Genomic DNA, 25,398 nt, shown 5'->3' with positions numbered 1-25,398 from the left:
TCAGTCTCCTACTTAACGGAGTAAGTGTTGTAACCACGGAGAAGGTTGGGCTTGGGAGCTGTATAGATGTAACTTTCAGTCTCCTACTTAACGGAGTAAGTGTTGTAACCAGGGTTTATTCTAAGTGTTGCAGTCAGTTTCTTGTTTCTTTCAGTCTCCTACTTAACGGAGTAAGTGTTGTAACTCGAAAACTGCTATCTCATTTTCTTCTACCTCTGGCTTTCAGTCTCCTACTTAACGGAGTAAGTGTTGTAACCCAGATTATAACTGATATCCAAGAGACTATTGGTCACTTTCAGTCTCCTACTTAACGGAGTAAGTGTTGTAACACCTGTTATAGATGAAGATGATAGTGATGGCGTTGGCTTTCAGTCTCCTACTTAACGGAGTAAGTGTTGTAACTACAAATATGACTTTGGTGATGGATGGGTTGCTTGTGCTTTCAGTCTCCTACTTAACGGAGTAAGTGTTGTAACGAGAATACAGAATTTTTTAGCACGAAACTATGATTTCTTTCAGTCTCCTACTTAACGGAGTAAGTGTTGTAACATTGAGGGATTAACTAGACCAGTAGAAGCCGAAGACTTTCAGTCTCCTACTTAACGGAGTAAGTGTTGTAACGAAGCGTGGGGAGTTAGCTTCTAGGAGGTGAAACATCTTTCAGTCTCCTACTTAACGGAGTAAGTGTTGTAACTTAGGAGAGGACAACGTAGATTACAAAGGCAGTAGCCACTTTCAGTCTCCTACTTAACGGAGTAAGTGTTGTAACCGCGAAATTTCAATATCCTCGATCCTATGATAACAGGCTTCACGGTACTTTCATTTTCACAAATCACCTCAAACTTTTCGCAAACCCAATCTTGTACGAAAACCTAGGAGCTTTGCGAAACCCTAATCAACCCTTGAATTGACAGGCCTTAATAAGATTTTAAGAACTAATCAGTTCTAATACTAAAACCCCTCACTGGCCCCTTTTACCCCAGTTTGCGAAAATATCTATATCTCCCCTACAAACTCACTTACTAAAATTATATACTAATTTAGAATTTTATTCAAGCAAAAGTTATGTATAGCTTTATAACTTTTTGAAGTCTTTGTCAGCGAAATGTTGTCAATTTTCTTTAAAATAAAAAAAGACTTGTTTTAGTCAACAAGCATCAAAACTTACCTCATCAGTGTTTATAGCTGGTCGGGCTGACTGGATTTGAACCAGCGACCCCTGCGCCCCCAGAACTATCAATTAGTTTTTTTAACTCCTTAGGGGGTAATTAAACACTATAAATCAACCTTTCCTAATAAATCATTTCATTTAGCATTAATAATAAAATTACACTGTCGGTAGAGTGTCGGCAGATTGTCGGTTATTTAAATCCAGGAGTTTCTACTATATACATATTACATTATAGACACGATAATTAAATGGTCAATTTTTTAATAAACTAGAATTGGCTCACACCTAACCCAGCAGTAAAGAATAGTAATCTATTCAGATAATCATTCCTTTTCAAGTTTCTATTATATTCTTGGAGTGAATTTATATAACCCTCTTGCTTCTCTATTAATTCATTAGCTTTCTCAATAGCTTGATCGTGACTCTTCCTTTCAATCTTCAACCTCTCTTTCAATAAATCATTCTGCTCCTCCAACTTTTCTACTTTTAAATGCAAGTTGTTAATATGTTCGCCAATCTCAATCAACTCATGACCATAAACCAAATACTCTTCCTCAGGAACTACATTATCAATCTCTATCTCCTGAGCCTCGGCTAGTAATGTCGCTGAAAATATCATTAACACTACTAGAATCGGTATCAATTTCCTCATGCTCTTCCTCCTTCTCTTGCAGTTGCTGATCAGTTTCCGTTCTAACATCTTCAGTCTCTGATTTAACCTCTTTATAATCAGATTGAGCCTGATTCACTTTTCTCTCAACTTGATTAACCTTTTCTTTCTTATCTGGTCTTGACTTGCGAGAAAGAATATAAGCTACAGCAGATAAGCTCCCAGTTATGAAAGTTAATATTTTTTTAAGCACTTAATTACCTCCTAAGGATGTCCGCTATATCGGTACCTTCGAATAATGCAACCGCCATTCCAACTGCAATTGTCCAGTCTCTACTTTCTATATAGTCATTAAAAAGAGCTACAGTGGAGATTATAATCACTGCAGCTACTATCAAAAATTCCAATATTCTTCTTGTTTTCTTATCTTGTTGCTCATCCATTACATAGCCCCTCAAATAACCTGTTGGCCCAGCCACCTAAAAACACTTGCTGGCTAGAATTATTCCTGACTATATTCAAATATCTCTCCCCTTGCAGCATGATGACTACTTTCAGTAATCTATCTGGATGACGATGGTTGTTAACCGCCCCTAAGGTCTGCGGGCCAATAATCCCATCTTCTGAAATTTCACCATCACTAGGCAACAAATTGCAAGCTTGCTGAACAAATCTATTGGCAGTCCTGGAGCCCATATTGACAGCTATATCAAATAACCTAGCAGCCAACTTATCATCATCAATCTGCTCATACTTGTTAGCCTTCCAATATTCTCTATAATAAATCTCCTCCGCTTCCTCTTTAGGTAGTTCCTTCATATCTCCTTTATATCCATTTTTTCTAGCTACCTTCTGGGTAATGCCATAATTTGTTGGCCCGCCTCGATCATCTGGATGATCTATATAGCCACCTTCTAACTTCAAAACCTTATCTACTGCTTGTTTAAAATCTTTATCCATCAACCTAACCTCCTTCCAAACTCCCTCATCAGGTGCTTGTAGTTTCCTTATCTTTGATTTTTGCTAGTGCCTTCCTCAATGGTTCAGGAATATCAACACCAGCTCGTGCCAAGTTCTCAAGTATACTTATACCCTCATTCCCCAAATAAAACATAATAGTAGTAGTTCGCAAAATTGGATCAGGATTAGCTAATATTCCATCAACCAAGTTTGACACTGCTACTGCTGCAAAAATGCCTACTTTTTTCAAAATTCCAATTCGCCCGACTCCGCTCTCTAATTCATTTCTGCAAAAAGCTACTATTATTCCTGAAATGTAGTCCATCGCAACGAAAGCTACAAGTATTTTGATGGTCGAGTCCCAACCGCCGAGCAAATAAGTTAACAAAGTTCCTAAGATTGAAAATATTAATCTAGCATATCGCAATATAATTTCTTCATTGATTGCCATCACCTGCCTTATAGATTATTCACTATCTCTTCCTGCTATTGCTTCTTCAAGATCTACAATCCTTTTTTCTTTTTCAAAAACTAGATAATCACCATTTAGCAAGTTCTTTTCACCTTTTAAATTATAACCCTCGTTTTGATATTTAGTTATTAAATTTTCTTTTTCTTCTTCGTTTTTATATTTAATTTCCACTCTAATCCCCTCCTTATCAAATATTATTTTTCTTCAAAGCGATTATAATGTCTGACCATAGTTAACTAATATTGAAACTGAGTTTAACCTTGAAAAGGCGTCCCTAAACGGGGTTTGGTGTTCTAAAAAAACTTGAATTATATCTCCTGGTTTAAAATTCATATTAATGTCTTCTTCATATGTACCAGTTGATGTTCTTGTTGTTCCGATTTTATTACCATTTAACAAAAGATGAAATTTTCCAAAACTGTCACCTGACAGCGAGTATTTGAACCTTAATGAGTTAGCATTGAAATTAATTTCAAAATAATCTGATGTAGTTAATGATCCAGAACCACTTTCTTCTATAGTTCTAGTGTTTTCCAACAAAATAGAATCTCCCGCTTCAAACCGTTGCATATCAGGAGTGATTTCAATGTTACTTAAATCACTTTCTAGACCATCTATATCATCTCTATTTTCTTTAATATTACCCTCAATCCGATTAAAGTCATCATCAGTTGGGGCATCATCAGTTGTATAATCAGTCTTATGAGTTTGACTCATCTTCTATCTTCCTCCCTTTAGTTTCTGCTGTTAAAGCACCATCATATTCCAAATTCTGCCTAGTTACATAGAAGTTACCGAACTGCTGGAACTCAGGAACTGCTATCAAGCCAACTAATATTAGAGCAGGATTACCACGCCAATCTAGCTCTACATCACGTCTTGCCTCTTTAGACCCAGCCAATATTATGTCAGCTATCTTTTGAGCCAACTCCTCATCTTGAATCAGATGGTTATCTTCTAACTCAAACTTAATCTTTTCATTATCTATGATACTGTCTCTATCTTGTGATTTAACTCGCTCTTTACCTCTAACACTTAACGGTTTCCCTTCAATAATTAACTCTAACTCATCAGTTTTAGTTCCAGTATTCTCTAGAGTGATTTCAGCACCCCAGGCAAAGTATTCTTCTTCAATGATTTCTGTTGTATCTTCATCAATCAAACTAGCTTGAAGTTCAACGCTTGGCACATCTGAATTATCTAATCTAACTGTTATAATTCTAGTTGTCTCTGATGCTATCGTTACCTCTCTATCATATAACTCTTCTGATTCATCAGCAGGTCTTAAAGGGGCTGTTTCTACTACGATATAATTAGCAATTTCATCTGAATTGGCTGGCTGATCTTTGGTGCGATAATTATCCTTATCTATCACATAAGCTCCTTCAAAAATTGAAAGTAGCAAGGACTTAATATCTATCTGAGCTTGACCAGTAATATTATCAAATCTAGCACCTTTCCATTTTTCTGGGACAATATCAACATTAGCTTTTCCATCTAGTAATATGTTATATATCCTTAATCTAACATAATCAATATCAATCTGAACTTGGCCACTAATGCCAGCAGTTGCACTAGCTATATTAATTGCACTCGCATTTACATTCGACATTCCATTAATCGAAACGGTATATAACCTTTCTCTTATATGGTTAATATCAATATCAGAGATGCCATTGACTCCAACACTATATACCCTATTTCTTATATAATTAATATCAACTTTAGATGTTCCATTAATCGAAATATCATGCAATCTTTCTCGTACATAATCAAGGTTGACATTAGATAATCCACTAAGCTCATCTAATCTAGCTCCCATTATTTTTTGAACAGCTGTTTCTAACCTAGCAAAACCATTAATATTATCAAATCTAGCACCTTTCCATTTTTCTGGAACAATATCAACATTAGCTTGACCTTCTATTATTATTGGACTAACTTCTATTAATTCAAATAATGAAAACGGCCCAGCATAATCTATTATGACATTCCCCGCCTCATCTCCTGCCTTAGCATGAAGATACCAAGTTCCTTTTTCTGATATTAAAATTGGGTTTTCAGACCAATTTTCCCAATTGTTCGGCTCGTTTTCGGAATCATTTATTTTGTATTTTTTATCAATTAACTCAGAGGGTCCGAGATTGCTATAAGTTATATCTACTTCTATCTCCTCTTTAGCCAACCCATTTTCTGGGGAAAAGCTAATTTCAGGTGCTTCTTTATCAGTTTTATATGGCCCGTAATCTTCAGCAGTAGTATTACCAGCATTATCAGTTGCCTTTACTTCCAGATCATACTCTCCATTTTCAGAAATAGAAGCAGTTCCGCTTGACCCACTTATTATGTCCCAACTACCTCCATTCCATCTGTATTCAACTGCATTTACTCCTGAATAATCGTCACTAACTGATATATCTACTTCTATGTTTTTATTATCCCATTCTCTTGAGGTAGGAGACACACTAATTTTAGGTGCTTTTTTATCAACCCTGTAATCTCCATAACTTTCAATAGTTGTGTTTCCTGCATTGTCAGTCGCTCTCACTTCTAAATCATGACTACCATTTTCTGATATGCTTGCAGTACCGCTTGTTCCAGATATAGATTGCCAACTACCTCCATTCCATCGATACTCTAAAGTATTAACACCACTTTGATCATCACTAGCAGAAATACTAACATTTACATCAGAATTATCCCATTCTCTCGAGGTAGGAGAAACTGAAATATCAGGTGGGTCATCGTCTTCTTCATAAGTTACTGTTGCATAAGAAACAGAAGAAACACCATCGCTTATTCTAATCTCATGTTCACCTTGATCTGTTTGTTTATCTGCAGACCCAGACTTACTATCAAATCTACGCAAAAACAGATCGAAAACTATATTATTTGTATCTAAATTTTCGATCTCTAATAATGTGCCGCCACCTGCAGTTGATTCTATGTTATAGGAAATACCTACCTCTTGAGGATAATCAATAGTAAAATTAGTTGACCCTGTTCCTGTTTGAGTAACGGTGGGGTCAACAATTAAAGGATAATTAATATCATTTTTAAAGATTTTATAATCAAAAACATAACTTAATTTCAAATTGTATTTGTCAATAAATTTGATTTCGTAATAAATTCCAAAGTTTTTACTCTTATTATCTTCTAATGTAGGTGATTGGAACTCTACAGCATCATCATCTGATTTAATCACAAATGATTTTTCAGTGGTAAAATTATTTTCCTTAACTTTACCGTCAACTACGATTTCAAATTCTTCCTCAACTTTAACATCATATTCAATACATAATTTAGCATTATCTATTTCGGGATTTTTTGGTTTGTCTTCTATGTATATATTATGTTTTAGCCCACCCCGCAATGGTTGATATTCATCAACTACATCAGGAAAAACACCAGCTTGAATAACCAAGTTATAATCATTCTTGTCTTTAATTTCATAACTATTGCAATCTAGAGGTTCAGATATCAACTGTAATTCATCTTCGTTTACATAAGCTAACTTATTGAGGTTTAATTTAATTCTTAAGCCTTCATCAGTTTTTAAATTAACATTATACTCTTCTTTAACGTCGGATTTGATTGTTGTTTTAACAGAGTTATGAATATTTCTGAATTTATCAATTTCATCTTGAAAAGATAATTCTATTTCTTCCCATTCTCCTCCTTCTGTTTTGTACTTAATAGGATTAGAATGCAACGTTAATTTTTTGCTGTTTTCTAATTCTTTTATCTCTGTATATTTAGGATTTATATAAACCACCCCTTTCTTTTTAACAATTATCAATTAATCATGTTCAACTGTTAGGTTGTTGGCCGGAACTTTGAATAAATCATCTTCTCTAATAGTCTTAGCAATGTTAAGTTCCTGCCAATACAAAGCGTTACCACCAGTTTCGCTATCCATAATATAGACATGAGTAACTTCACCCCACTCATCTGTCGCTTGGGGAAATTCTATATCAAACTCATTCTCAACCTCGCTATCAACTACACCAGAAAAATCAATCGACTGTCTTTCGTAGTTCCCACCATCAACCTCATTACCTAATTCTCCTGCTTCTAAATCAGATTCACTTGGGTTATCAGTTAATAATGCAAGATATACTGTATTTGGAGAACTCCAAGGAAGATTAAGTAGTGTATGTTCTAAAAGTTTTTCTTCAAGATAATTAGTCATATTAGCCATTAATCATCACCTCCGATATTTTCTAACAAATTGTCTAAAAAGCTTGGCCCTTCTACTCTTACTACTCCACGACGATCAGCATAAACTTGTCCTACGCAAGCTTCTGCTATTTTTCTTAATGCTTCTCTATGGCTCATTGGTTCAAAATATCCGTAAGGTATTTGAAATTCTTTCAGCTCATCATCAATCCAGTACTGATCATCATCTAAACCATAATCATCAAATATAATTTCTGCTAACTCATACAAATCAGTATCTTCAATAACTTTACTGCTCTCAAATTCAGATTCGTCCATGAGTTGCAATCTATCACGAGCAGTAGTTTCAGCATATACTTCCTGCTCTGGAGCGTTCCAATCTCCTGACCAAAAAACCCCTAGTGGCTGATATTCTATAACCCCACTGTCAAGTTCAATTCCAAGCCAAGCTCTAATACGTCTGTTCTTCTTGACCAATCCAAAGAGTGGACTATCTTCATTTCCAGCAAAAAACTCACCATTGATGTTATTAAGTCTAATGTCAAGTTCATTGGAAGTTATATTTCCGATTGGTAAGCTGCCATCTGATACTTCTCTTTCTTCAAGCAAGTTAACTTGTAATATGTCGTCATCTTCATAAATCGCTCTAACAGATGTAAAAAATTCTATAATTTTAGCTTGCCTATTTGCTTCTGACCATTTATAGATGACTAACTCCATTCTTGTTACTTCCTCTAATTCTTCATCCACAACATCTCCTTGCCAAAATATATCAGGATTATCTCTGACTTCTTTTTTATATAATAATTCGCTGCCTGAATACACATTAATATCAAAATCTATTGGCCATTCTTCCCTTGCATTATCTCCTACAACTTTCAGGGAGTATACTGGTCGAGCAAAAAAACTTACAGTTAGTGTTGGGTAAGGTGCAGAAAACTCTCCATTTTCATCTGAAAATTGTTTGCCCCACCAGCCCATCTGATAATCGTCAGCAGTTTCTCTGCTTCCAGGAGCAAGATGATACTCTCCTAGTTTCCAACTTCCATCAAGGCTGGCCCATTTATGAGTAGTGTTCTCTACTCCATCTGCAACTTGATAATCCCAGCTTGTACGAGCTTCTTCATTATTTGATACCCTAATACTTTCGTCTATCTGTGTGTCAGTCCAAACAACTTCAACCCTAGCTACAATATTCCTCCTGCCAGCTTTAATTTTTTCTAGAAACTCTTCGCTAACTGGAAGCATCAGGGTTCACCTGCCTTAAAGTTATTTCCACATCAGCCCAATACCATGGGCCAATCACCTCTATCCTTTCTTGGTCAAATGGCTGAAACTTAACTTCATGTTCCTCTTCTTCTCCTTCTTCATTAATTATTATAAGGTTAAGAAACTCACCAAGGTTATATAATTCTATTAATTGCTTCAAATGTTCACCTTTGATCTCGTCATAAGTTATAACAAATTCTTTTTTTCGCCAGAGAATATCCTCTACATATCTCCCAGAAGCCATTTCATCAGACCTAGTTTCTTCAATTCTATTAATTTGAAGGGGTTCACGACCAAAAGGTGTTAATTTATCTTCTTCTCCTTTTGGTCCTAAATATATTTCTCCAGCCATTATAAGCTCACCCCTCTATCTATTTCTTTTCTGATCACCGGTATTATTTCTTCTCTAGCTAACTTTTTGATACCCAATCTATCACCGATTAATGTTCCTATTTCAAAAACTAATGAAATTTCTCGTTTGCTTTTATTGCTGTTGTTATTATTTAACATATCCAACGCTGATGAATTTGAGTTACTTTCTTCTTCTCCGTTCATATTTTCAACTATACCTTTTCCTAAGCGAGAATATACATCATCACGAAGTGGCAAAACAGCTTCATCATCACCAGCTTCACCAATTAATGCCTTGGTTTCATCTGTTACAACTCCACCTTCTGCAAACCCTATCATTTCTGATGCTTCACTGCCTAAACTAGACAACATTGACATTCCAGTCGCTATAACTCCGCCTGCTGCTACAGGAGCTCCTGGGCCAAGAAAACTAAAGAATGATACTAGACTAGCAAAAGCAGATTGAATGTATCCTGCAACTGCTCGAGATATATTAGTAAGAGTTTCAGCAAGCCATTCTCTTTGAGCAGTCAAATTTTCAAGCATAGATCCAGCAATAGATGAAACCATTTCATCTAAAAGTTCGTTTGCTATTTCAGAAAAAACTTCAAGTAAATCCTCAGTACTATCTATGCCTCTAATCATTTCTTCAATCGCATGTTTCATATTATCATCAACAGTATTAGCCATTGACTCGCTGGCTTCTAACCAAAACTCTTCCATAGCAGTAGTAGTTTCTTCAGCTTGATCTTCTAGTTGATTATAAGTTTTCATCAACTCTTGGATTCTTTCATCTTGAGGATCAACACCATTTTGAATTAAATCATTAATTGCTCTTTCGGTTACCCTCATCTTCTGTTCTACTTCATCGTAACTGTCTCCCCAAACTTTATTAAGGGCAGATGCTTCATCCATTTTTTCATTATGCTCTTCTAATACTTCATCAATTTCAGATAATTTTTCTTTTTGTTCTTCACTAGCTTCTGAATTATCTTCTTTGGATTCGGTGTTATCTTCAGTAGCTTCAGTTGTTCCTTCCAATGCCTCTTCTAAATCTTTGGTTAATTGAATTTCTCCTTCCTTAATCTCATAACCATCTTCAATCATATCCTTGATCTCTTGTTCAGTGAATCCTCTTGTTTCCAACTTTTCTTTTAAGTGTTCTTCTAATAGTTCAGCTTGATTATCCATCTCTTCTTCAGTTACATCAGTTTGATATTCAGCTTCATCAGCTACAACCTCACTTGCTTCTGCTGATTGCATCTTAAAGTTATCACCAAAAGAAGTTACTTTGCTAATCATACCATCAACATCATTGGCTATAGCTTCTCCGGTATCACCTAAGCTAGCTTGCATATCATCACTAGCTTCACCAACTCTTTTGGCATTCTCTTCTGACTTAGCTGACAACTCTTCTATCTTTTGTTCTGATTGGTCAGCACTATCAGAAATTGCATCAGTCATGCCTCTGAAATTGTCTCCAACTCCAAAAGGTAGTTGTTCTAGCACTCCTAACCGCTCTAAAATATTATTAACTACCCTTAATACAGTAGCTTGTAATTGTTGAAAAGAAATTTGGGCGTTAATAACAAAATTTTCTACCTGGACACCCATGAAATCCCAAATAGCTGATAATGAATTACTAACCTCGTCCCAGTTACGATATACTAATTCAGCCAACCCTAGAAAAGCTGTTATAGCTGCTATTATTGCAATTATAGGTGCATTAAGAGCTACAAAAGTTGCTATTTTAGTTGTTAATGCACTTACAACAGTTCCGATTATCCCAACTGATGCACCAAGTAGTGAAATGAATTGCCCTATAATTATTAAGATTGGCCCTGCTGCTGCTGCTAAAGCACCGAACATAGCTATGTTACTCTGCAGAGCGGGATCTAGTTGAGAAAACCAATTTACTGCAATTTCAACCATACCTATTGTAGCATTAATCAAAGGTATTACATTATCTCTGACTATAGGGATGAAAACTTGTCCTAATGTTATAATTACCCCTTCAATCGCTGATTTAATCTCTTCTAGCTCAAACCCTAGATTATCTCTGATCTCTTCTCCTAATTCTTCTACTGCTCCATCTGACTCCCTTAACTCACCTGTAAACTGTTCTAACTCTCCACTTCCCTCTTGCATTAAGATATTAAGACCTCTCATAGCTTGTTGTCCGAATTGTTGGTTGAGGAAAGCAGACCTTTGTTCATCAGTCATATGAGCAGTGCCACGCTCTAGATCGCCTATGATCTCGTGCATATCCCTCATGTTTCCATCAGTGTCGAATATCTCAACACCAAGGTCTGCCAGCTCTTCTTTAGCTGACTCTGACATGCTCGTCAAATCAGTAAGCATAGCATTAATGGTAGTCCCTGCCTGGCTTGCCTTAATACCATTATCAGCAAGCAATCCAGCCATACCTGCAGTATCTTCAAGGCTTAGACCTAATGATGATGCTTGAGGTGCTGCATACTGCATAGTTACTCCCAACATCTCTATATCAGTGTTGGCATTTGTAGCAGTAGCAGCTAATATATCAGTCGCCTGGCCAACTTCATGAGCTTCCAAACTAAAAGCGGACATGATATCCGACGTAATATCAGATGCAGTAGCAAGATCCATCTGTGCTGCTTCTGCCATCCGCAATACCGGCTCTAGACCTTCAGCCATCTCAGCAGTTTCCCAGCCAGCCATTGCAAGAAATTCCATGCCTTGTGCTGCTTCACTAGCTGAGAATGAAGTTGTGGAACCCATTTCTCTAGCTGTATCTTCTAGTTGTTCAAATTCTTCTGATGTTGCCTCAGATATGCCAGATACTCTGCTCATTTGAGTATTGAAATCATCTGCAACCTTAACTGCACCACCAATAGCTGCACCTATTCCCAACATTGGCCCAGTCACAAACTTAGTCATTGTTTTGCCTGTGCCAGTCATAGCAGTACCGACATTTTGGAGTGTATCCCCCATATTTTCAGCACCGCTTGTTATATCTTTAATCGATTCTTCTGCCTTATCTACTCCTTGCATTGTCAAATTGCCGACCACTCTAAAAACTTCAAAAGCCAAAAAATCACCTACTTTCTGGATTCAAATCCAGAACAGGCGATTTATCCAACCAGTTCTTTTATTCTGTTGTGCTCTTTTCTGATTTTTGATCTTAATCCTCTTATTTCTTTGACAATTTTATCTCTTTCATCAATAGTCAAAGTTAAATCCTTTCCTCTTTCAATCAATGACTTAACTTTATTGTTCATCTCTTTGATCTTTTGGTTACCAAGAACTGATTGATATTGTTCGCCACATTCTGGGCATTTGAATTTGGCTATTTCTATATTTTCACCTTCTATTCGCTTCATCTTAGTCTTAGCTTTTATCTCAAAATCTTCATTGCAATTATCACAATTAACTTTCATCAATAACACCTCCGTAGTGTTTTCCGATTTTAGCTGGGTAGAAATGGCTCGGATAACCACTTTCAGCCTGCAGACCTATCTACCCAAGGTTATTATTTTTTGAACATGTCTATAATCTTCTTCCCTTTATTAATTGATTTCTCAGATTGTTTTTTCAACTCTTCCTCTGATACTTCTTCACTCTTAGTTAATCCTAAAGCTTCTAAGTACTTATTGAATGACAACTTAGTAGCTCCATGATAGTAGGAAAGATAAGCTAATGAATAAGCAGAAGCAGACTGTATAGATTTTCTTTCTTGCTCTTTTTCAATGATTACAGCCAACTTCCGATTATAAATTTTATAATCTAGACTTTTGACATATTCATCTGTCCATCCATAACGACTATGAAATAGATCAAATTCATAGTCTATCATCTTTCTTATTTCTTCATCTTCTTGAACAAGGCAAAGGCTCTTGTAAAAAAACTCTTTGCTTCCTCCTTGGTTACAACTTTTTCTATAATGATCATTGGTGTATCAAATGACATCTCATCAAATTCTTCTGCTGTAACACCAATTAAATCAGCAAACCACTCTTTTAGATCATTCTCAGCATGTTCTAAGCAAACACTCAACACTTCATAAGCTATTTTAATTCCCAATTCAACTTGTTCTGTGCCAGTTAACTCCTCTTTACTCTCTATCTTCTCCTTAACATCATCAGCAGTAATAAGGTTAAATATCTGATCTTTTGCCTTGCCTGTTACCTTCAACAGCATCTTAGAAACCGTAAAGACATCTTTTGCTTTTAAATCTCTAACTTCTATTTTATTTGGCACTTAAAACCCTCCTTATTCTTCTCCATTATCTTCTTTAGGGTAATGGATCTCCCAAGGTTCTTCGTCTAAGTTTTCTGGATCAAAATGCCCAGTGAAGTTAAGTTCTAGTGTAGCCTCATCATCTTCTGAGGTCTCAATTGAAAAGTTATCGTCATGTAATCCGTTTTTGAGTACACAAATAATTGGCTCATCTGTCTGGTGTATCGTTCCAACCAATGCTAACCGGCCAACATATTCAAGTGCATCTCCGATTTTTCTGCTAATCTTATCGTGAGTTGCATCCGTATCAGGATGATCTTCAGCAGAAGCCCCTGGTAGAGCTTTGAGGAAATTGTCAGTTGACATTTGAATAATATTAGCTGTCAATTGTACCATTACGTTGATTATTCTTCTGCTTCCTTTAACTGGCCCTTTAGCTCCATCGACCTCCATCTCTCTAAACTCCTGCTCTATCGTGAATGAGTTGCCATCACGTGTCGCACCTAAAATATCTTCATCTGTTAAGTTTTCGATATCAGTTTCATCATCAAAAGCATAAACTGCTCCAGCATCAATCAAAAAGTTCTTATAAGTTTCTTTGCTTATTCCATGTCGTTTCAACCCTGTTAAACTCATCAATTATCACTCCTTATACATTTTCTGATTCTTCTACAAATTGACTATCCCAAGCCCAAACTTCAAATATAGTCTCATAATGAATAATGTTTTCCTCTTCCTCTTGCACTAAATCGCCAGTATCATGCTCTACTCTAATAGAGCTATAACCATCTGCTTCATTAATCCTTAACCTGTGCAATAGTATTTTCAACCTTCGTGCTATCTGCTTAGCTTTGACCGTTGATCCACCTTCGCTATAATCAAATATATCTATTTCTAAGTAATATTTTTCCTTGTTCCAATGATTATCTGGTACTGACCTTAGCTTGAATATCATGTAAGGGAAATTGCTTCTCTGACCCCAGTCTTGGAATATAGCAGGTACTGTAACACCTTCTGAAATCTCATAATCAGCTAACAAGTCAGTTAACTCTTGATCTTCACTAAAGATAGAATAAAAAGTGGGAGCCAACATTAAAACCACCTGCTCCCAAGAATTCTTTTAATTGCTCTGGCTTCTTGAGTCAAGGTGGTTCTGATAGCTGGGTATTTTCTTGTTTTGATTGTACCTTTTTCTAGTAAATGAGCCTTCTGATCGGTGCTTCCTACTCCACCGATTGGCCCAGATGTTTTCTTTTTCATTTCGTAATCTATGCTTTCTTTGTATCTGCTGGTTCTTTCAGCAGGGAAATTACCTCTAGCTGCACCTTCAAGATTGTTTTGAGTTGCATTTTTACCATGCTCCAATGCTTCCTCCATTTTTTTCTCTGCAGACTCATTCATCTTATTAACTAACTCCGATATGTTACTTTGAATTTGAAAAGAATTTATTTTCATCTTGCATCACCTTCTATCTCTTTGACCTCAATCTCTAAATCAAAACCTATTTCATCCACATCTCTAAAACCCTCTATGTGAAATATTCTTTCTTTTTCTAGAATATTTTTCTTAAATAATATCCTTTGGGTGGTTGGTATCCTTGGCCCGCGAGTCTTAATTCTATGAGTCATTTCAACTTCTGTCTTAGAGTAATCAGCTTTTTCAGCAGTTGAGATTGGTTGAATGTTGGCCCAGCGAGTTTCAACAGTTGACCATTCTTCATCAAATCCACCTTGACCATCAGGAACCGCTGTCTTATCTTGTATCTCTATTGGGTGTCTCATCTCTCCCGCTCTCAATTTAACCACCACCTAAAACTTGCTCAATCTGTTCTTTCATCCTGATCAATTCCTCTCTGCTCATTGCTTCAAATTCAATTTGATCATCAACAATAAAAACAGGGGCCTTGATGTTGTATTTGTCTAATTGATTCTGTACTGTTTCAGACAATTCACAAATGTGATTATGTGCTAGTGGCTCAGAATATTTAATCGCCAATATACACTCCTCTGACAAATCTTCAACCTCAAAATTAATATTAATTTCTGCAAATAACTCTTTTTTTGGCATAATGTTACTACCACCCTTAGGAGGGTTTGTCATTTGCTTTTCTTCTCTGCATTGAGGTTGATAACCTTGTCTTTTCATCTAACCACCTCCTAAGCTTTATAATTTCTATCCTGCCACAACAAGCTATCGACTGCTTTTTGAACCTCGTAAGGAATAGCACCAGCATCAGCTACCACTTGCTCTCTATGAATGTACCAATGACCGATTAGCAACTTCATTGCCTGCTTAACTTTCTTGCTCACTTTATCAATTTCATCATATCCAGCTAGATAAGTAATCCTGTAAGCTCCCATTGGGTACTTTTCTTCCTTGGGCCAATCATCAACTAATATTCTGCTTGAATTTTCATCAACAAAATAATCTTGAACCTTAATAATATCTCCATCTTTATTCTTAAATTCAACTGCTTCTATCTCTTGTAGGGGTGGTCTTGGTAATTCAATTATTCCATCTGGATCAACATCAAGAGTGTAGATTAGTTTTTGAGTGTAGTAAGACAAGTTTTGAAAACCTTCGCAGTATTCTCTAGCAGCAGGAATTAGGTTGTTTTCAATCAGGTCATCTTCCATGTCATGATGAACCCTTAAATGCTCCTTAGCTTCTTCCAAAGACACTGGTTCAATTTCTGGAGATTCAATCACTGTTAGGTCAGTATTCTGTTCCTCTTTCTCATGTTGCTTATAGTAATTTTTGTGGGGGCACATAATTAACCACTACTTTCTAATTCTTTTTGGACTTTGATTGCCTTTTTCTTTCCCCTAACACTTTCCCCATTGCTTAATTCGTACCAACCTCCACCGGTTGAAATAGGATAATCTCTTTGCTCCCCTCCTTGATCAATTTCAGCAGTTTCTTTTTTTTGTTTCCTAGCTGGCTTGCCAATCAAACCTTTCTGTCTTAACTTGTCTGCTCTATCTCCAGTAGCTTCAATAGTATCACCTGAAATCTTCCTAACTCCAGACATAGCATCTATAAACTCACTAATAACCTCAAATTCAGCCAATAAACTCACCTCCAAAGATAGGAGGGCCAACAAGCCCTCCTATCTTATGACTTAATTGCATAATTATCTACTTCTTGCTCGAATGAATATCTAGGCAACCCTCTTAACAAGCTAACTGCAACCTCAATATCTTTCTCATCTTCATTTTCAACGTTAACTGCTACATGAGAGAAACCTTCTTCCCCTTCATTGTTCAAGACAACAGCATCAACTTCTAAGAACCCAACTCCCTCATCACCATCAACTGTAATTTCTAGTTCTTCAATATGCTCAGAACTATCACCGCTATCATCTTTAGCTTTATAGACCTTAGCAGTTATTTCTCCAGTCGCATCACCATGAGCAGTAACAACAAATAATGCTTTTCTGAACATTTGCAACTTGAACCAATCGCCAGTCTCATCATCATTATTAATGGTTTGAGGATCTAATCCAACATCAACCTTTAGAGCCTCAGACATAAATCTATTACTTTTCATTAATTATCACCTCTCAAACAATTTTGATTATCCTTGTGGTACATCTAATCCGACAAATGGGCTTACTTCTGTTTCTCCATCTTCAAGCAAAATTTTATCTTTCAACCATGGCTGACCATCTACATTCCAGAACGCTTTAATGACTGTCTTATTCTTTCTAAAGTGAACGTGCTCAGAAGCATCAACAGCAATTCCAAAACCATCCTTAATCATGTAGTAGCTTAAATCCATCATCATAATGTCGCCTTTATTCCCTAAAGTCTTACTTCTTTCATTAAGGATAACAGGAATTCCTAGCAAGCTTCCTGGTGCTCCTTCTCTAGCATTTGGTTGCCAGATCAAGTTCCCTTGAGTATCCTCTAGTTGCATTAGCTGAGGTAGTGCAGTTTGTGTAGTTGTGATGATCGCAGATCCACCCATCTTCATTGAGGAATACATGCTGACAATATCTTGGTACACAATTTCATTAGCTCCAGCACGATTAATAAACTTAGTTGCAGGGGCTTCAAGGACTCCAAGTGGAGTTCCTACACCAGTACCAGCATAGAATTTGTGATCTTCTGCTGCCAAGATAGCCCCTCTTAATAATCTTTCAATTAAAGCATTAAGTGCTGGTGCATTTCTTAATAATTTATCTGATACAGTAATATAAGCAGCTACCTCATTAGGATCTAGCTTAATTTCATATAATTCGGCATCAGTTTCTTGCTTGTCTCCACCTTCTTCTAACCAGCTAACCTCTACACCACCATACATATTACTTTCAGGTGTCTGATCAAGTGCTGGCATTGAAATAGAAGCATCTGGACTGTCTCCAGCAGGGATTACAGTAGAACGAGGTCTAAAGATAGCATCCTGTGGCTCAACCTGCATAATGTCAGTAAGGAACTCATCAGGCACTGTAAAACCACCATCTGCTCCAGACTTCATCTGCATTTCTCTAGTTTCAGATAATCTTTTGTCTCTAGGGTTGAATCTTACAGTTTGAACAAACTCACCTAGTGAATCGAATCCTGATACTTCTCTTGATTCTTCTTCACCATCTGGGTCAGTTCTTCCTCTACCTTCAAAACCTCCAGTATCTTCTAGTTCAGACTCTAGGCTATGCAACTCTTCTTCCCTTTTAATTTTTTCTCTTAACTCCTGAGCTTCTTGTTTTAGATGATCATATTTTTCCTTGTCCTCAGCAGTCAAACTTCTTTCTTCGTGTTCAGCATTATCAACAATTTCTCTCATTTCCTTAACCTTCATTTGTCTTTTTTTCTTAAGATCAAATAATTTATCAATGTCTCTTGACATCTGTTATCACTCCTTTTATATTTCTAATTCCATTATTTCTAACTCTCTTTTTAGCACATCTAAATCACGACTATAATCTTTTGTTGACTTCCTTGCTTCTTGATGTACTTGCTCAGTAGATCTAACACTTGCTTGAGTGTCAGGATAAGCTGGATAAGTAACTGGGCCAACATCAAATAACTCTAATTTTACCAGTTCCCTCTCGTCTAATTCTTCGCCATCCTTGAAGTTCCAATTTTCTTCTAAAGCATTGAATCTAAATGAACCTCCGTCAATATCTCCACGATCAATTAATTCGACAATATACCTGCCAAAGTCGGTATCAGGAGGCTGTATCTCTGCTCTTAATCCCCTTTCATCTTCTTCTAATGTTAGAGTGCCTGATTTCAACCTTCCTAATAGCTGATCTTTATCGTGATTGAAGCAAGCAATTACATCATTTTCTCTAATCGCTTCTTCAAATGCTCCAGGGAGTATCCTTTCTCTAAAACCTGCCAATTCTTCTGACCAGCTATTAAATACAGCAGGATACATCTCAATAACTGGCATACCTTCGCCATCTTGTTCTCTAACCTCTATATTTTCAATCGGGATAGACCTTTGCTCTGGCTTACTCAAGCTATCACCTCCTTATTCGCTTTCTAGTTGGCATTGGCATCCCTGATGGAGGGGAGGGTGTCCAACATTGTTATATATTTTCATGTCCCATTCTTCCTTATCTGTTTCAACATTCTCTAGGGCAGGTAAAAATGATTGATCTATACCTACCACTTTTCCATCTAATTCTAAACAATAAGGACAGGTATCATCACCTGCATTAACCCATCTAAGTGCTGATATTCCAGCAGCAACATAAACTGTCTTGCTTACAGCACTGCCTAGCTTAGTTGCTTCATCCATGCCAACTTTATCAGCTCTTCTTTCTTGCCATTCTTCAGTGCGTTGATTAACTGCTTCGACTGGATCTTCTTCCTCCTCAAGTGCATCCCTAACTACTGCTGCTAATTGACCTTCTGAACTGTCAGCATATCTGTAGCTGAAAGTATCAAGATAATCAGCAATAAAATCATTAACCTCTTCGCTTGGATCATCAAGATCAACTTCATCCGCTGCCATATCTGCTATTGATTCAGCAAGTGTCCTAAATACTGGCTCTAACTCTTGCTCAATCTCACCTTGGAAATCTTCATAAAAATCAGTTAACCATGTATTCCAGGTCTCTATATCTCTACTACCAAGTTTCTCCTCAACTGCTTTTCTAACTGCTTCAACTTCTCTATCAACCACCTTTTGACACCTATCAGCAATCAATGGTCGAAACTTCAACTCTTCTTGAAGTCTATCCTTAGCTGACCTAGTTTCAGTGTTAGAATGTTTGAGACTTCTTTCTTCTGCTTGTCTCATTTTCATTCTTTCTAATTCAAGTTGCAACTCATCGGGAACATCTTCTTCGCTTGGCATCTCTAGGGCTTGCTCAGCAGATATCATATTCTGAGGGAACATATAAATGTCGCCTTTCTCACCGATTGGGTTCTCATTCTCCAACTCTCTAATGTCATTAGCTGAATACCAACCCCATTGTCTAGCAGTAGAATAAGCATTGTATCTACTCTCAATATCTCCCCTAAGCAGACCATCAACCAAAAATTCAGGGAAGTAATTCTTTCTAGTCTCTGTTCCAAGGAATAAATCTTTTTTCATCTGCTGTTCCCATCTGACTATCCAAGGTCTTAAAGTATCAACTACATAATCAATATTCTGTTCTTCGATGTTAGAGAAAGTAGCATTAGTCAAGTCTTGAATCTTGTGCAATGGCATATTATAGATTCGAGCAACTTCCTCAGTCTCAAATTTACGAGTTTCAATATATTGAGCATCTTCAGGAGGTATACCAGTCTGTTGCCACTCTAGTCCGTGCTCTAATACTGCTACCCGATGAGCATTTTCCAGTCCACCTTGAGCATTTTCCCAAGACTTCTTTAAATTTTTCCTCGCTTGGTCGTCAAGAACTTCTGGTGTCTTTAATAGCCCTCCTGGTCTGCTATCGTTAGCATAGAATTTAGCTCCATACTTCTTAGCAGCCATGCCTAACCCTATTGTTTCCCTGTGCCAAGCTATAGGAGAGTAACCTTTCAGACCATTCCAAGAGTACCCTAACATATGAAAGACCCTGTAAGCAGGCAGTTTGTAGTTGCCCATGCCTGGTATTGAGGTTCTATATTCAATCTGACCAGTGTTAGGATGGCGAACTGGATAAGTTCTGTCAGGTAATAATGGCCATAATGCCTTAACTCGACCAGCATTATCAAATACTATCTCTGCATAAGCATTACCCCAGGTCAAAACATGACCTTGCATACATTCCCTGAATGTAAAAGAAGTCATTTCAGGGTTAGGTTGATCGTGTAACACATCATATAGATAATGGTCTTTTGCTGGTTCCTTGCCCCTTGGTTCCAGCTTTCTGTAAGTCTTAAGTGGCAAAGAGGCAATACTTTCACTTAATCTAGTCACACAAGCCCAGACAGCAGTATTACTAAGAGCATTTTTCTCATTAACATCAATCCCTGTCGAGGAAGGTTGTCCTCCAATTAGCTTCATAAGCCAATTTTTAGGACTGCTCAAACTAGAGCTTCTACTTCTTTTCTCCGTGAGTTTTGAAATTATACTAATCGTCAATCACCTCCCTCATCTGGCCAGGCTAATTTGAGCATAAGAAAACCACAGGTAATGTAACCTGCGGGCGAGTAGATCATGTGTGCTCCTATTGTTATTAGTGCAACTCCTATTGTGATCATAGTCAATTCAACTGTTATCATAGATAATAATAGTAATACCAATTCTTTAAGTTTGTCTTTCACAATTTGACCACCTCCTACAAGAAGAATATTCCTCTGTCATCATAAGGGGTTCCATTATCTCCTTCGTTTCTTATTAATCTATCCAAAGCCATTATCAAAGCAACTATTCCATCTATACGTTCTTGTGATTTATCTTTATCAGGTTTAATGTTCTCACTTGGATCAGTTTTAGCAACTGTATTATCTGCCATCCATCTTAACACCGGATGTCCAAAGTGATTCAACTTTTTGCTTAGAATGTAAGCTTCAACTTCTTTCATTGGCTCGCTCATAGACTTATAACCTTGGCCCATCGGAATCATATCAACTCCAGCATCATCTAGGTTTTGAGCAAGTTGTATAGCTCCCCATCTATCATGAGCAACTTCTCTAATGTTGTATTTCTTATAATCATCAAGTATCATATTTTCAATAGCTCCGTAGTGAACAACATTTCCTTCAGTGTCATTTATATAACCTTGCCTAGCCCAAGCATCATAAGGAACTCCATCTTCTCTAGTTCTTTCTTGTATTCTATCTTTAGGGACAAAAAACTCTGGAATGACAATTACATTATCTTCTCTAGGAAAAACTTTGACATAAGCAGTAATATCTATTTTGCTACTTAGGTCAAGTCCAGCGTAGCAATATTCTCCCTCTAACTCTTTCTTGATTCTTTCTATTTCTTCAATATCATAACCAGCTGATTCATCCCAGTGACGCATATTCATCCATCTGCTTTCTGCATTAGTCCAGATATTAAGCCTTTTGCAGATTATCCTATTACGTTGTGCTGGCATCCTTTTAGCTTTATTTATTCTTCTTCTGATATTATCTTTACTAACTGATATGTCTAAATTAGGGTTAGCCTTAACCCAATTATCTTCATCTTGCCAATCATCTTCTTCATCAAGTTCTGCAATGTAAGCAAACTGACTATCATCTACAAAATCTTCTTTTCTTGGGTCTAACATATCGACGCAATAACTTCTATATTTGTAGCAAAACGACTCCTGGTTGAACCCAGCAGTCGTGATCGCAATCATCAAAGGTTGTTTTCTTGCTCCTGTACCATCATCAAGCACATCCCAAATCCCTGAGTCAGGATGGGCATGTAACTCATCAACTAACCCAAAATGGATATTTTTTCCATCTAAGGTATCATAGTCAGCAGACAATGGTTCAAATTTTGAGAAACTTTCTACATGAGAAAGATTATTTTTGTAATCTTCTACTCCTTCAATATAGTCAGACTTAAGAACCATCTGTTTAGCAGGGTCAAATATCTCTTTGGCCTGATCGCGGGTTGTGGCGGCTGAAAAAATTTCTGCTCCTGCTTCATTATCAAAACATAACCCATATAATCCTATAGGAGCCATCAATGTGGTATTGTGGGTTGGAATAAAGCCTTTTCCTGCTAAATATAGCTTACTTTCAGAATTTACTTTAATACATTTAACGGGTCTTGATTTTACTTTTTTTACATTGACTATAGTCCTTCTTGAAGTTCTAGTTTTATTTTTTGGTTTTTCTTTTTGCCGCTTGAGTTTTCTGTCCAATTTAAAAACTGGTGTATTTTTGTAAGCCCAGAATTGTATTCTATACTTAACGCCACAATCTTTACCGTTTAGTGTAGCACGCTTTTTATTGCAGGTGACCTTAAAACCCAAACTAGCGATTAATTTTAAAATTCCATCTTTAATTTTATTGTTTGTTGTGGTGAATTCACATTGACCAGCTTTTGATATATAGCCATCTGTATCCAGCAATCCTCTTAATAGTTCTAGTCTTTGCTCTATACTAGCAAACAAATATTCCTGCGGTATATGTTTATTGTTCAAAAGGTTCTTCTTTCTTAATTTTTCCTGTAAAGAAAATCTAGTATATTCTGGTATAGGTTCGTCCTCACCTCTATTTCTAACCATGCTCCTGCATTTTTTACATCTACCCCTGGAATTCGTGTTTTCTTCTGTCATTTTGTGCCCGCGACGGCAATATTCTGATAAATCCAATGAACCAATCCTAGCTTGGTCAGCCCTTTTGTTTCTTCTATGAACTTTTACATTGATGCCACTTTTTTCAATCTCGTCAATAATTTGTTCATCTTTTTTGTTGAAAGTTATTTCTGCGGTTGCACTGCTTCCGTCTCCCAGCCAAACTCCCAAAACATAAGGATTAATTAAAAGATCTTTCTTTTGGCTTTTAATCGGTCGAGAAACATCTATTGTGTGGTTGTTATCTCCTCTTTTCCCATAAACCTGAGTTATATATATTTCTTCAGTAGTTCTGACTCTTTCTTTTCTAGCCCTAGGATGATTATTGCTAACCTGTAAGTCTAATTTATTATCAGGATTATTTACTTTAGCTTTTGTAAACCATAAATGGTTTTTGTCGGCAACAATTTTATTACCATCATCAAATTCAATTTCATAACATTCTTGATTTCGTTTTATATCTGTTGCAAAAGTTACTTCGCATATATTCCCTTTTTCATCAAATACTTTATCTCCAACTTCAATACCTTTCATTTTTTTAAACCCATCTGGTGTTGGAATAGGTGTGTTTATGTCTAGTGCTTTACCATTCTTTCTTGCTACTTGAATATATGCTTCTCTAAACCTTCTTGTATCATCATCTTTATTTTTCCAACCAAACAATGACCCAACTATGAATTTCTGCCAACCTTCTAATATTATTGGTTGTCCAGCTAGTTCGCCCTTAACATGAGGAGTAAGTTTGTAAAAGTTAATTATTCTAGTTGCTGCCTTCTCATCGAAATAAACATTATCTCTTTTTAAATCATCAAGATGTCTTTGGCAAGCCCACTTAACAAATTTACCTGTTACTATGTCTCCGTTAACTACTTCCTCAGCGTAATCAGTTACAACGTGAGTCATTTATCACACCTCTCCATTTAATATCTGCTCAACTGTTGGCTTATCATCATTAGGCTTATCTATTTCAATCTTAGTTCTAGCTGAAGGAGTGAGTCCGAGAACATTAGCTAACTTCCTTTTCTGATCCATGAAGTCTTTTAAGATACTGACTATAGGTCTCTTTTGGTAATAACCACTGTCGGTCACGAACTCATATTCTTCATTTCTTATCTTTTTGTTAAGCCTGATGCAATGAGCATGACACTCACAGTAATCTTGAAAAGTTGATAGATCTGCTTCAGTGAGCAACCCAACTTCTACAAGGTGAGCAGCTGCTCGATTCCATTCTTTCTTAGCGTAGTAATCTAAGTAATAAGGCGGATCAGGCACTTGCTGCAACTCCTTTGGTTTCGGTTCATTCTCGTTTACCCTATCTTTCCTATCTGTACCCTGTAAAACCTTCAATTTTGTCGGTTTATTAGGCCTTCCTCTGTCACTCATTGTTCTCAAACCCCCTTCCTTAATTTTTGACGAGCCGTAAAGACACCTCCACGTGCGGTCATTTTGCTCAGGGCTGTAGCCCTTAAACACCCCCTACCATATTATTACAACTATCCGAACAGCCTCAACTGATCTGTTCCTTTATCTGATTTGATAGAGTTGCATATAAAATGAGCTAACTGAACATTTCTTTTTGTGTGGCTACCTCCTTTAGATATAGGGGTAACATGATCTATTGTAGCTGACATCAAATGAGGGTATTTTAGTTCTTTATCTACTGGCTTACCGCATAATTGACAAACCCAACCATCTCTTTCAAATATCTCTGAACTGTCAAACTTATCTACTTTAACATTATTCAGCCTTGCTCTTCTCCTTCTTCTTTGATCTCTTCTTCTTTCCTCCTTAACTTCTAATTGGCATTCATCGCAATATTTCCTGTGTGAAGCTACTGACTTCATGCATTTATATTTAGAACCACAATTTACGCATGTCTGTTCAACTTTATAATCAACACTTTCATAACTTTCTCTTTTTCTTTTATTATACTCTTGCTTCTTGCATTCTTCACTACAATAAAGTTTTCCATTCCAGCTAACAAATTCTTTCCCACAATAACTGCACTCTTCAGGGTTATCTCTTCTTCTGCATTTCCTTGAGCAATAATCAGGTTTTTTAAAATAGTACTTAATATCTTCCCCACAATATTTACAACTAGTGGTTTTATGATCTTTGTTTTTGTTAGCACATTGAATTGAACAATATTTATAATGCCTTGCATCTTTTATTTTAAATTCCTTACCACAATAATTGCAAGTAGTGTACCCTAAATAAGTTTGCTCTCTAGCCTTCTTCTCATAAATACCTTTTTCTTTCATTGTTTTGGCAGCAGCTTCTGATCCACACTGCTGGCTACAATACTTAACTCCTTTGCTTTTAGGATAGAACACAGCTCCGCAAACAGGACACTCTTTTTCTCCAAATCTTTTACTTTTACAATCACCTGAGCAATACTTGCTGTTGTGGTAACCTTCAAACTGAGCACCGCAAACAACACATTTCTTTTTCATTTTATCCACCTCTGTTAGTAGATTTCTGGATAT

Annotated in this window: 29 protein-coding genes and 1 CRISPR repeat array (1 of these 30 cut by a window edge); all 29 genes read right to left on the bottom strand. The window is 36.7% G+C overall.

The annotated features are described in order from the left end of the window. A CRISPR array of direct repeats spans positions 1-769; the repeat unit is 37 nt; unit sequence CTTTCAGTCTCCTACTTAACGGAGTAAGTGTTGTAAC (it extends 1,031 nt beyond the left edge of the window). A 670-nt stretch (positions 770-1,439) separates the two neighbouring features. The 29 genes from MWH25_RS01500 to MWH25_RS13100 all read right to left on the bottom strand — a co-directional run bounded on the left by MWH25_RS01500 (position 1,440) and on the right by MWH25_RS13100 (position 25,365). After that, on the bottom strand, positions 1,440-1,823 hold the full coding sequence (locus MWH25_RS01500; protein ID WP_248625066.1) for a hypothetical protein: 384 nt from the start codon (positions 1,821-1,823) through the stop codon (positions 1,440-1,442). After that, complete coding sequence (locus tag MWH25_RS01495; RefSeq protein ID WP_248625064.1) at positions 1,741-2,034, bottom strand: hypothetical protein; 294 nt, start codon at positions 2,032-2,034, stop codon at positions 1,741-1,743. Before MWH25_RS01495 ends, MWH25_RS01500 begins: the two co-directional genes overlap by 83 nt. Positions 2,035-2,038: 4 nt before the next feature. Continuing rightward, on the bottom strand, positions 2,039-2,224 hold the full coding sequence (locus MWH25_RS01490) for a hypothetical protein (RefSeq protein WP_248625062.1): 186 nt from the start codon (positions 2,222-2,224) through the stop codon (positions 2,039-2,041). Then, entirely contained in the window at positions 2,217-2,741 is a 525-nt protein-coding gene (locus MWH25_RS01485) for a glycoside hydrolase family 108 protein (RefSeq protein ID WP_248625060.1), read from the bottom strand. Before MWH25_RS01485 ends, MWH25_RS01490 begins: the two co-directional genes overlap by 8 nt. A 28-nt stretch (positions 2,742-2,769) precedes the next feature. Then, positions 2,770-3,192: a phage holin family protein gene (locus MWH25_RS01480; protein WP_248625058.1), complete on the bottom strand. Its 423-nt coding sequence runs from the start codon at positions 3,190-3,192 to the stop codon at positions 2,770-2,772. Positions 3,193-3,207: 15 nt separating this feature from the next. Beyond that, positions 3,208-3,384 carry a hypothetical protein gene (locus MWH25_RS01475; protein ID WP_248625056.1) on the bottom strand — a complete coding sequence of 59 codons (177 nt, stop codon included), beginning with the start codon at positions 3,382-3,384 and terminating at the stop codon, positions 3,208-3,210. 42 nt (positions 3,385-3,426) lie between these two features. Then, complete coding sequence (locus MWH25_RS01470; RefSeq protein WP_248625054.1) at positions 3,427-3,930, bottom strand: hypothetical protein; 504 nt, start codon at positions 3,928-3,930, stop codon at positions 3,427-3,429. Further along, positions 3,914-6,988, bottom strand: a complete 3,075-nt coding sequence (locus tag MWH25_RS01465) for an OmpL47-type beta-barrel domain-containing protein (RefSeq protein WP_248625052.1) — start codon at positions 6,986-6,988, stop codon at positions 3,914-3,916. The genes MWH25_RS01470 and MWH25_RS01465 overlap by 17 nt, the downstream gene beginning before the upstream one ends. A 24-nt stretch (positions 6,989-7,012) precedes the next feature. Next, the gene (locus tag MWH25_RS01460; RefSeq protein WP_248625050.1) at positions 7,013-7,414 is read right to left on the bottom strand and encodes a phage tail fiber protein; all 402 of its coding nucleotides are present in this window, start codon (positions 7,412-7,414) and stop codon (positions 7,013-7,015) included. Beyond that, positions 7,414-8,640: a hypothetical protein gene (locus tag MWH25_RS01455; RefSeq protein WP_248625048.1), complete on the bottom strand. Its 1,227-nt coding sequence runs from the start codon at positions 8,638-8,640 to the stop codon at positions 7,414-7,416. Before MWH25_RS01455 ends, MWH25_RS01460 begins: the two co-directional genes overlap by 1 nt. After that, positions 8,627-9,013 carry a hypothetical protein gene (locus MWH25_RS01450; protein ID WP_248625046.1) on the bottom strand — a complete coding sequence of 129 codons (387 nt, stop codon included), beginning with the start codon at positions 9,011-9,013 and terminating at the stop codon, positions 8,627-8,629. Before MWH25_RS01450 ends, MWH25_RS01455 begins: the two co-directional genes overlap by 14 nt. After that, on the bottom strand, positions 9,013-12,084 hold the full coding sequence (locus MWH25_RS01445; RefSeq protein ID WP_248625044.1) for a phage tail tape measure protein: 3,072 nt from the start codon (positions 12,082-12,084) through the stop codon (positions 9,013-9,015). The genes MWH25_RS01450 and MWH25_RS01445 overlap by 1 nt, the downstream gene beginning before the upstream one ends. Positions 12,085-12,125: 41 nt before the next feature. After that, positions 12,126-12,431 carry a YgiT-type zinc finger protein gene (locus MWH25_RS01440; RefSeq protein WP_248625042.1) on the bottom strand — a complete coding sequence of 102 codons (306 nt, stop codon included), beginning with the start codon at positions 12,429-12,431 and terminating at the stop codon, positions 12,126-12,128. Between the two features lie 92 nt (positions 12,432-12,523). Further along, on the bottom strand, positions 12,524-12,847 hold the full coding sequence (locus tag MWH25_RS01435) for a hypothetical protein (protein ID WP_248625040.1): 324 nt from the start codon (positions 12,845-12,847) through the stop codon (positions 12,524-12,526). A 5-nt stretch (positions 12,848-12,852) separates the two neighbouring features. Beyond that, complete coding sequence (locus MWH25_RS01430; RefSeq protein WP_248625038.1) at positions 12,853-13,251, bottom strand: hypothetical protein; 399 nt, start codon at positions 13,249-13,251, stop codon at positions 12,853-12,855. 12 nt (positions 13,252-13,263) lie between these two features. After that, entirely contained in the window at positions 13,264-13,866 is a 603-nt protein-coding gene (locus tag MWH25_RS01425) for a hypothetical protein (protein WP_248625036.1), read from the bottom strand. 13 nt (positions 13,867-13,879) lie between these two features. Beyond that, positions 13,880-14,323: a hypothetical protein gene (locus MWH25_RS01420; RefSeq protein ID WP_248625034.1), complete on the bottom strand. Its 444-nt coding sequence runs from the start codon at positions 14,321-14,323 to the stop codon at positions 13,880-13,882. Continuing rightward, a complete protein-coding gene (locus MWH25_RS01415) occupies positions 14,323-14,631 on the bottom strand; it encodes an HK97 gp10 family phage protein (protein ID WP_248625032.1) in 309 nt (102 codons plus the stop codon). The genes MWH25_RS01420 and MWH25_RS01415 overlap by 1 nt, the downstream gene beginning before the upstream one ends. A gap of 50 nt (positions 14,632-14,681) precedes the next feature. Beyond that, positions 14,682-15,011 carry a phage head closure protein gene (locus MWH25_RS01410; protein ID WP_248625030.1) on the bottom strand — a complete coding sequence of 110 codons (330 nt, stop codon included), beginning with the start codon at positions 15,009-15,011 and terminating at the stop codon, positions 14,682-14,684. 16 nt (positions 15,012-15,027) lie between these two features. After that, on the bottom strand, positions 15,028-15,375 hold the full coding sequence (locus MWH25_RS01405) for a hypothetical protein (RefSeq protein WP_248625028.1): 348 nt from the start codon (positions 15,373-15,375) through the stop codon (positions 15,028-15,030). 11 nt (positions 15,376-15,386) lie between these two features. Continuing rightward, a complete protein-coding gene (locus MWH25_RS01400; protein WP_248625026.1) occupies positions 15,387-16,001 on the bottom strand; it encodes a head-tail connector protein in 615 nt (204 codons plus the stop codon). A 2-nt stretch (positions 16,002-16,003) separates the two neighbouring features. After that, positions 16,004-16,300 carry a hypothetical protein gene (locus MWH25_RS01395; protein WP_248625024.1) on the bottom strand — a complete coding sequence of 99 codons (297 nt, stop codon included), beginning with the start codon at positions 16,298-16,300 and terminating at the stop codon, positions 16,004-16,006. A gap of 44 nt (positions 16,301-16,344) precedes the next feature. Beyond that, the gene (locus tag MWH25_RS01390) at positions 16,345-16,779 is read right to left on the bottom strand and encodes a hypothetical protein (protein ID WP_248625022.1); all 435 of its coding nucleotides are present in this window, start codon (positions 16,777-16,779) and stop codon (positions 16,345-16,347) included. 27 nt (positions 16,780-16,806) lie between these two features. Continuing rightward, a complete protein-coding gene (locus MWH25_RS01385; protein ID WP_248625020.1) occupies positions 16,807-18,078 on the bottom strand; it encodes a phage major capsid protein in 1,272 nt (423 codons plus the stop codon). A 15-nt stretch (positions 18,079-18,093) separates the two neighbouring features. Beyond that, positions 18,094-18,696 carry an HK97 family phage prohead protease gene (locus MWH25_RS01380; RefSeq protein ID WP_248625018.1) on the bottom strand — a complete coding sequence of 201 codons (603 nt, stop codon included), beginning with the start codon at positions 18,694-18,696 and terminating at the stop codon, positions 18,094-18,096. A gap of 12 nt (positions 18,697-18,708) precedes the next feature. After that, positions 18,709-20,679, bottom strand: coding sequence for a phage portal protein (locus MWH25_RS01375; RefSeq protein WP_248625016.1), 1,971 nt, complete (start codon positions 20,677-20,679; stop codon positions 18,709-18,711). Between the two features lie 274 nt (positions 20,680-20,953). After that, positions 20,954-23,815, bottom strand: coding sequence for a terminase TerL endonuclease subunit (locus MWH25_RS01370; protein ID WP_248625014.1), 2,862 nt, complete (start codon positions 23,813-23,815; stop codon positions 20,954-20,956). Between the two features lie 3 nt (positions 23,816-23,818). Continuing rightward, a complete protein-coding gene (locus MWH25_RS01365) occupies positions 23,819-24,295 on the bottom strand; it encodes a phage terminase small subunit P27 family (protein ID WP_248625012.1) in 477 nt (158 codons plus the stop codon). A gap of 110 nt (positions 24,296-24,405) precedes the next feature. Then, positions 24,406-25,365, bottom strand: coding sequence for an HNH endonuclease (locus tag MWH25_RS13100; protein ID WP_248625009.1), 960 nt, complete (start codon positions 25,363-25,365; stop codon positions 24,406-24,408). Positions 25,366-25,398 lie beyond the last annotated feature (33 nt).

Origin of the sequence: Natroniella acetigena, from assembly GCF_023227745.1 — a bacterium.
GTDB lineage: Bacteria > Bacillota > Halanaerobiia > Halobacteroidales > Halobacteroidaceae > Natroniella > Natroniella acetigena.
Note: the sequence above shows the minus strand (reverse complement) of the source record. Positions and strands in the feature narration are given on the sequence as shown.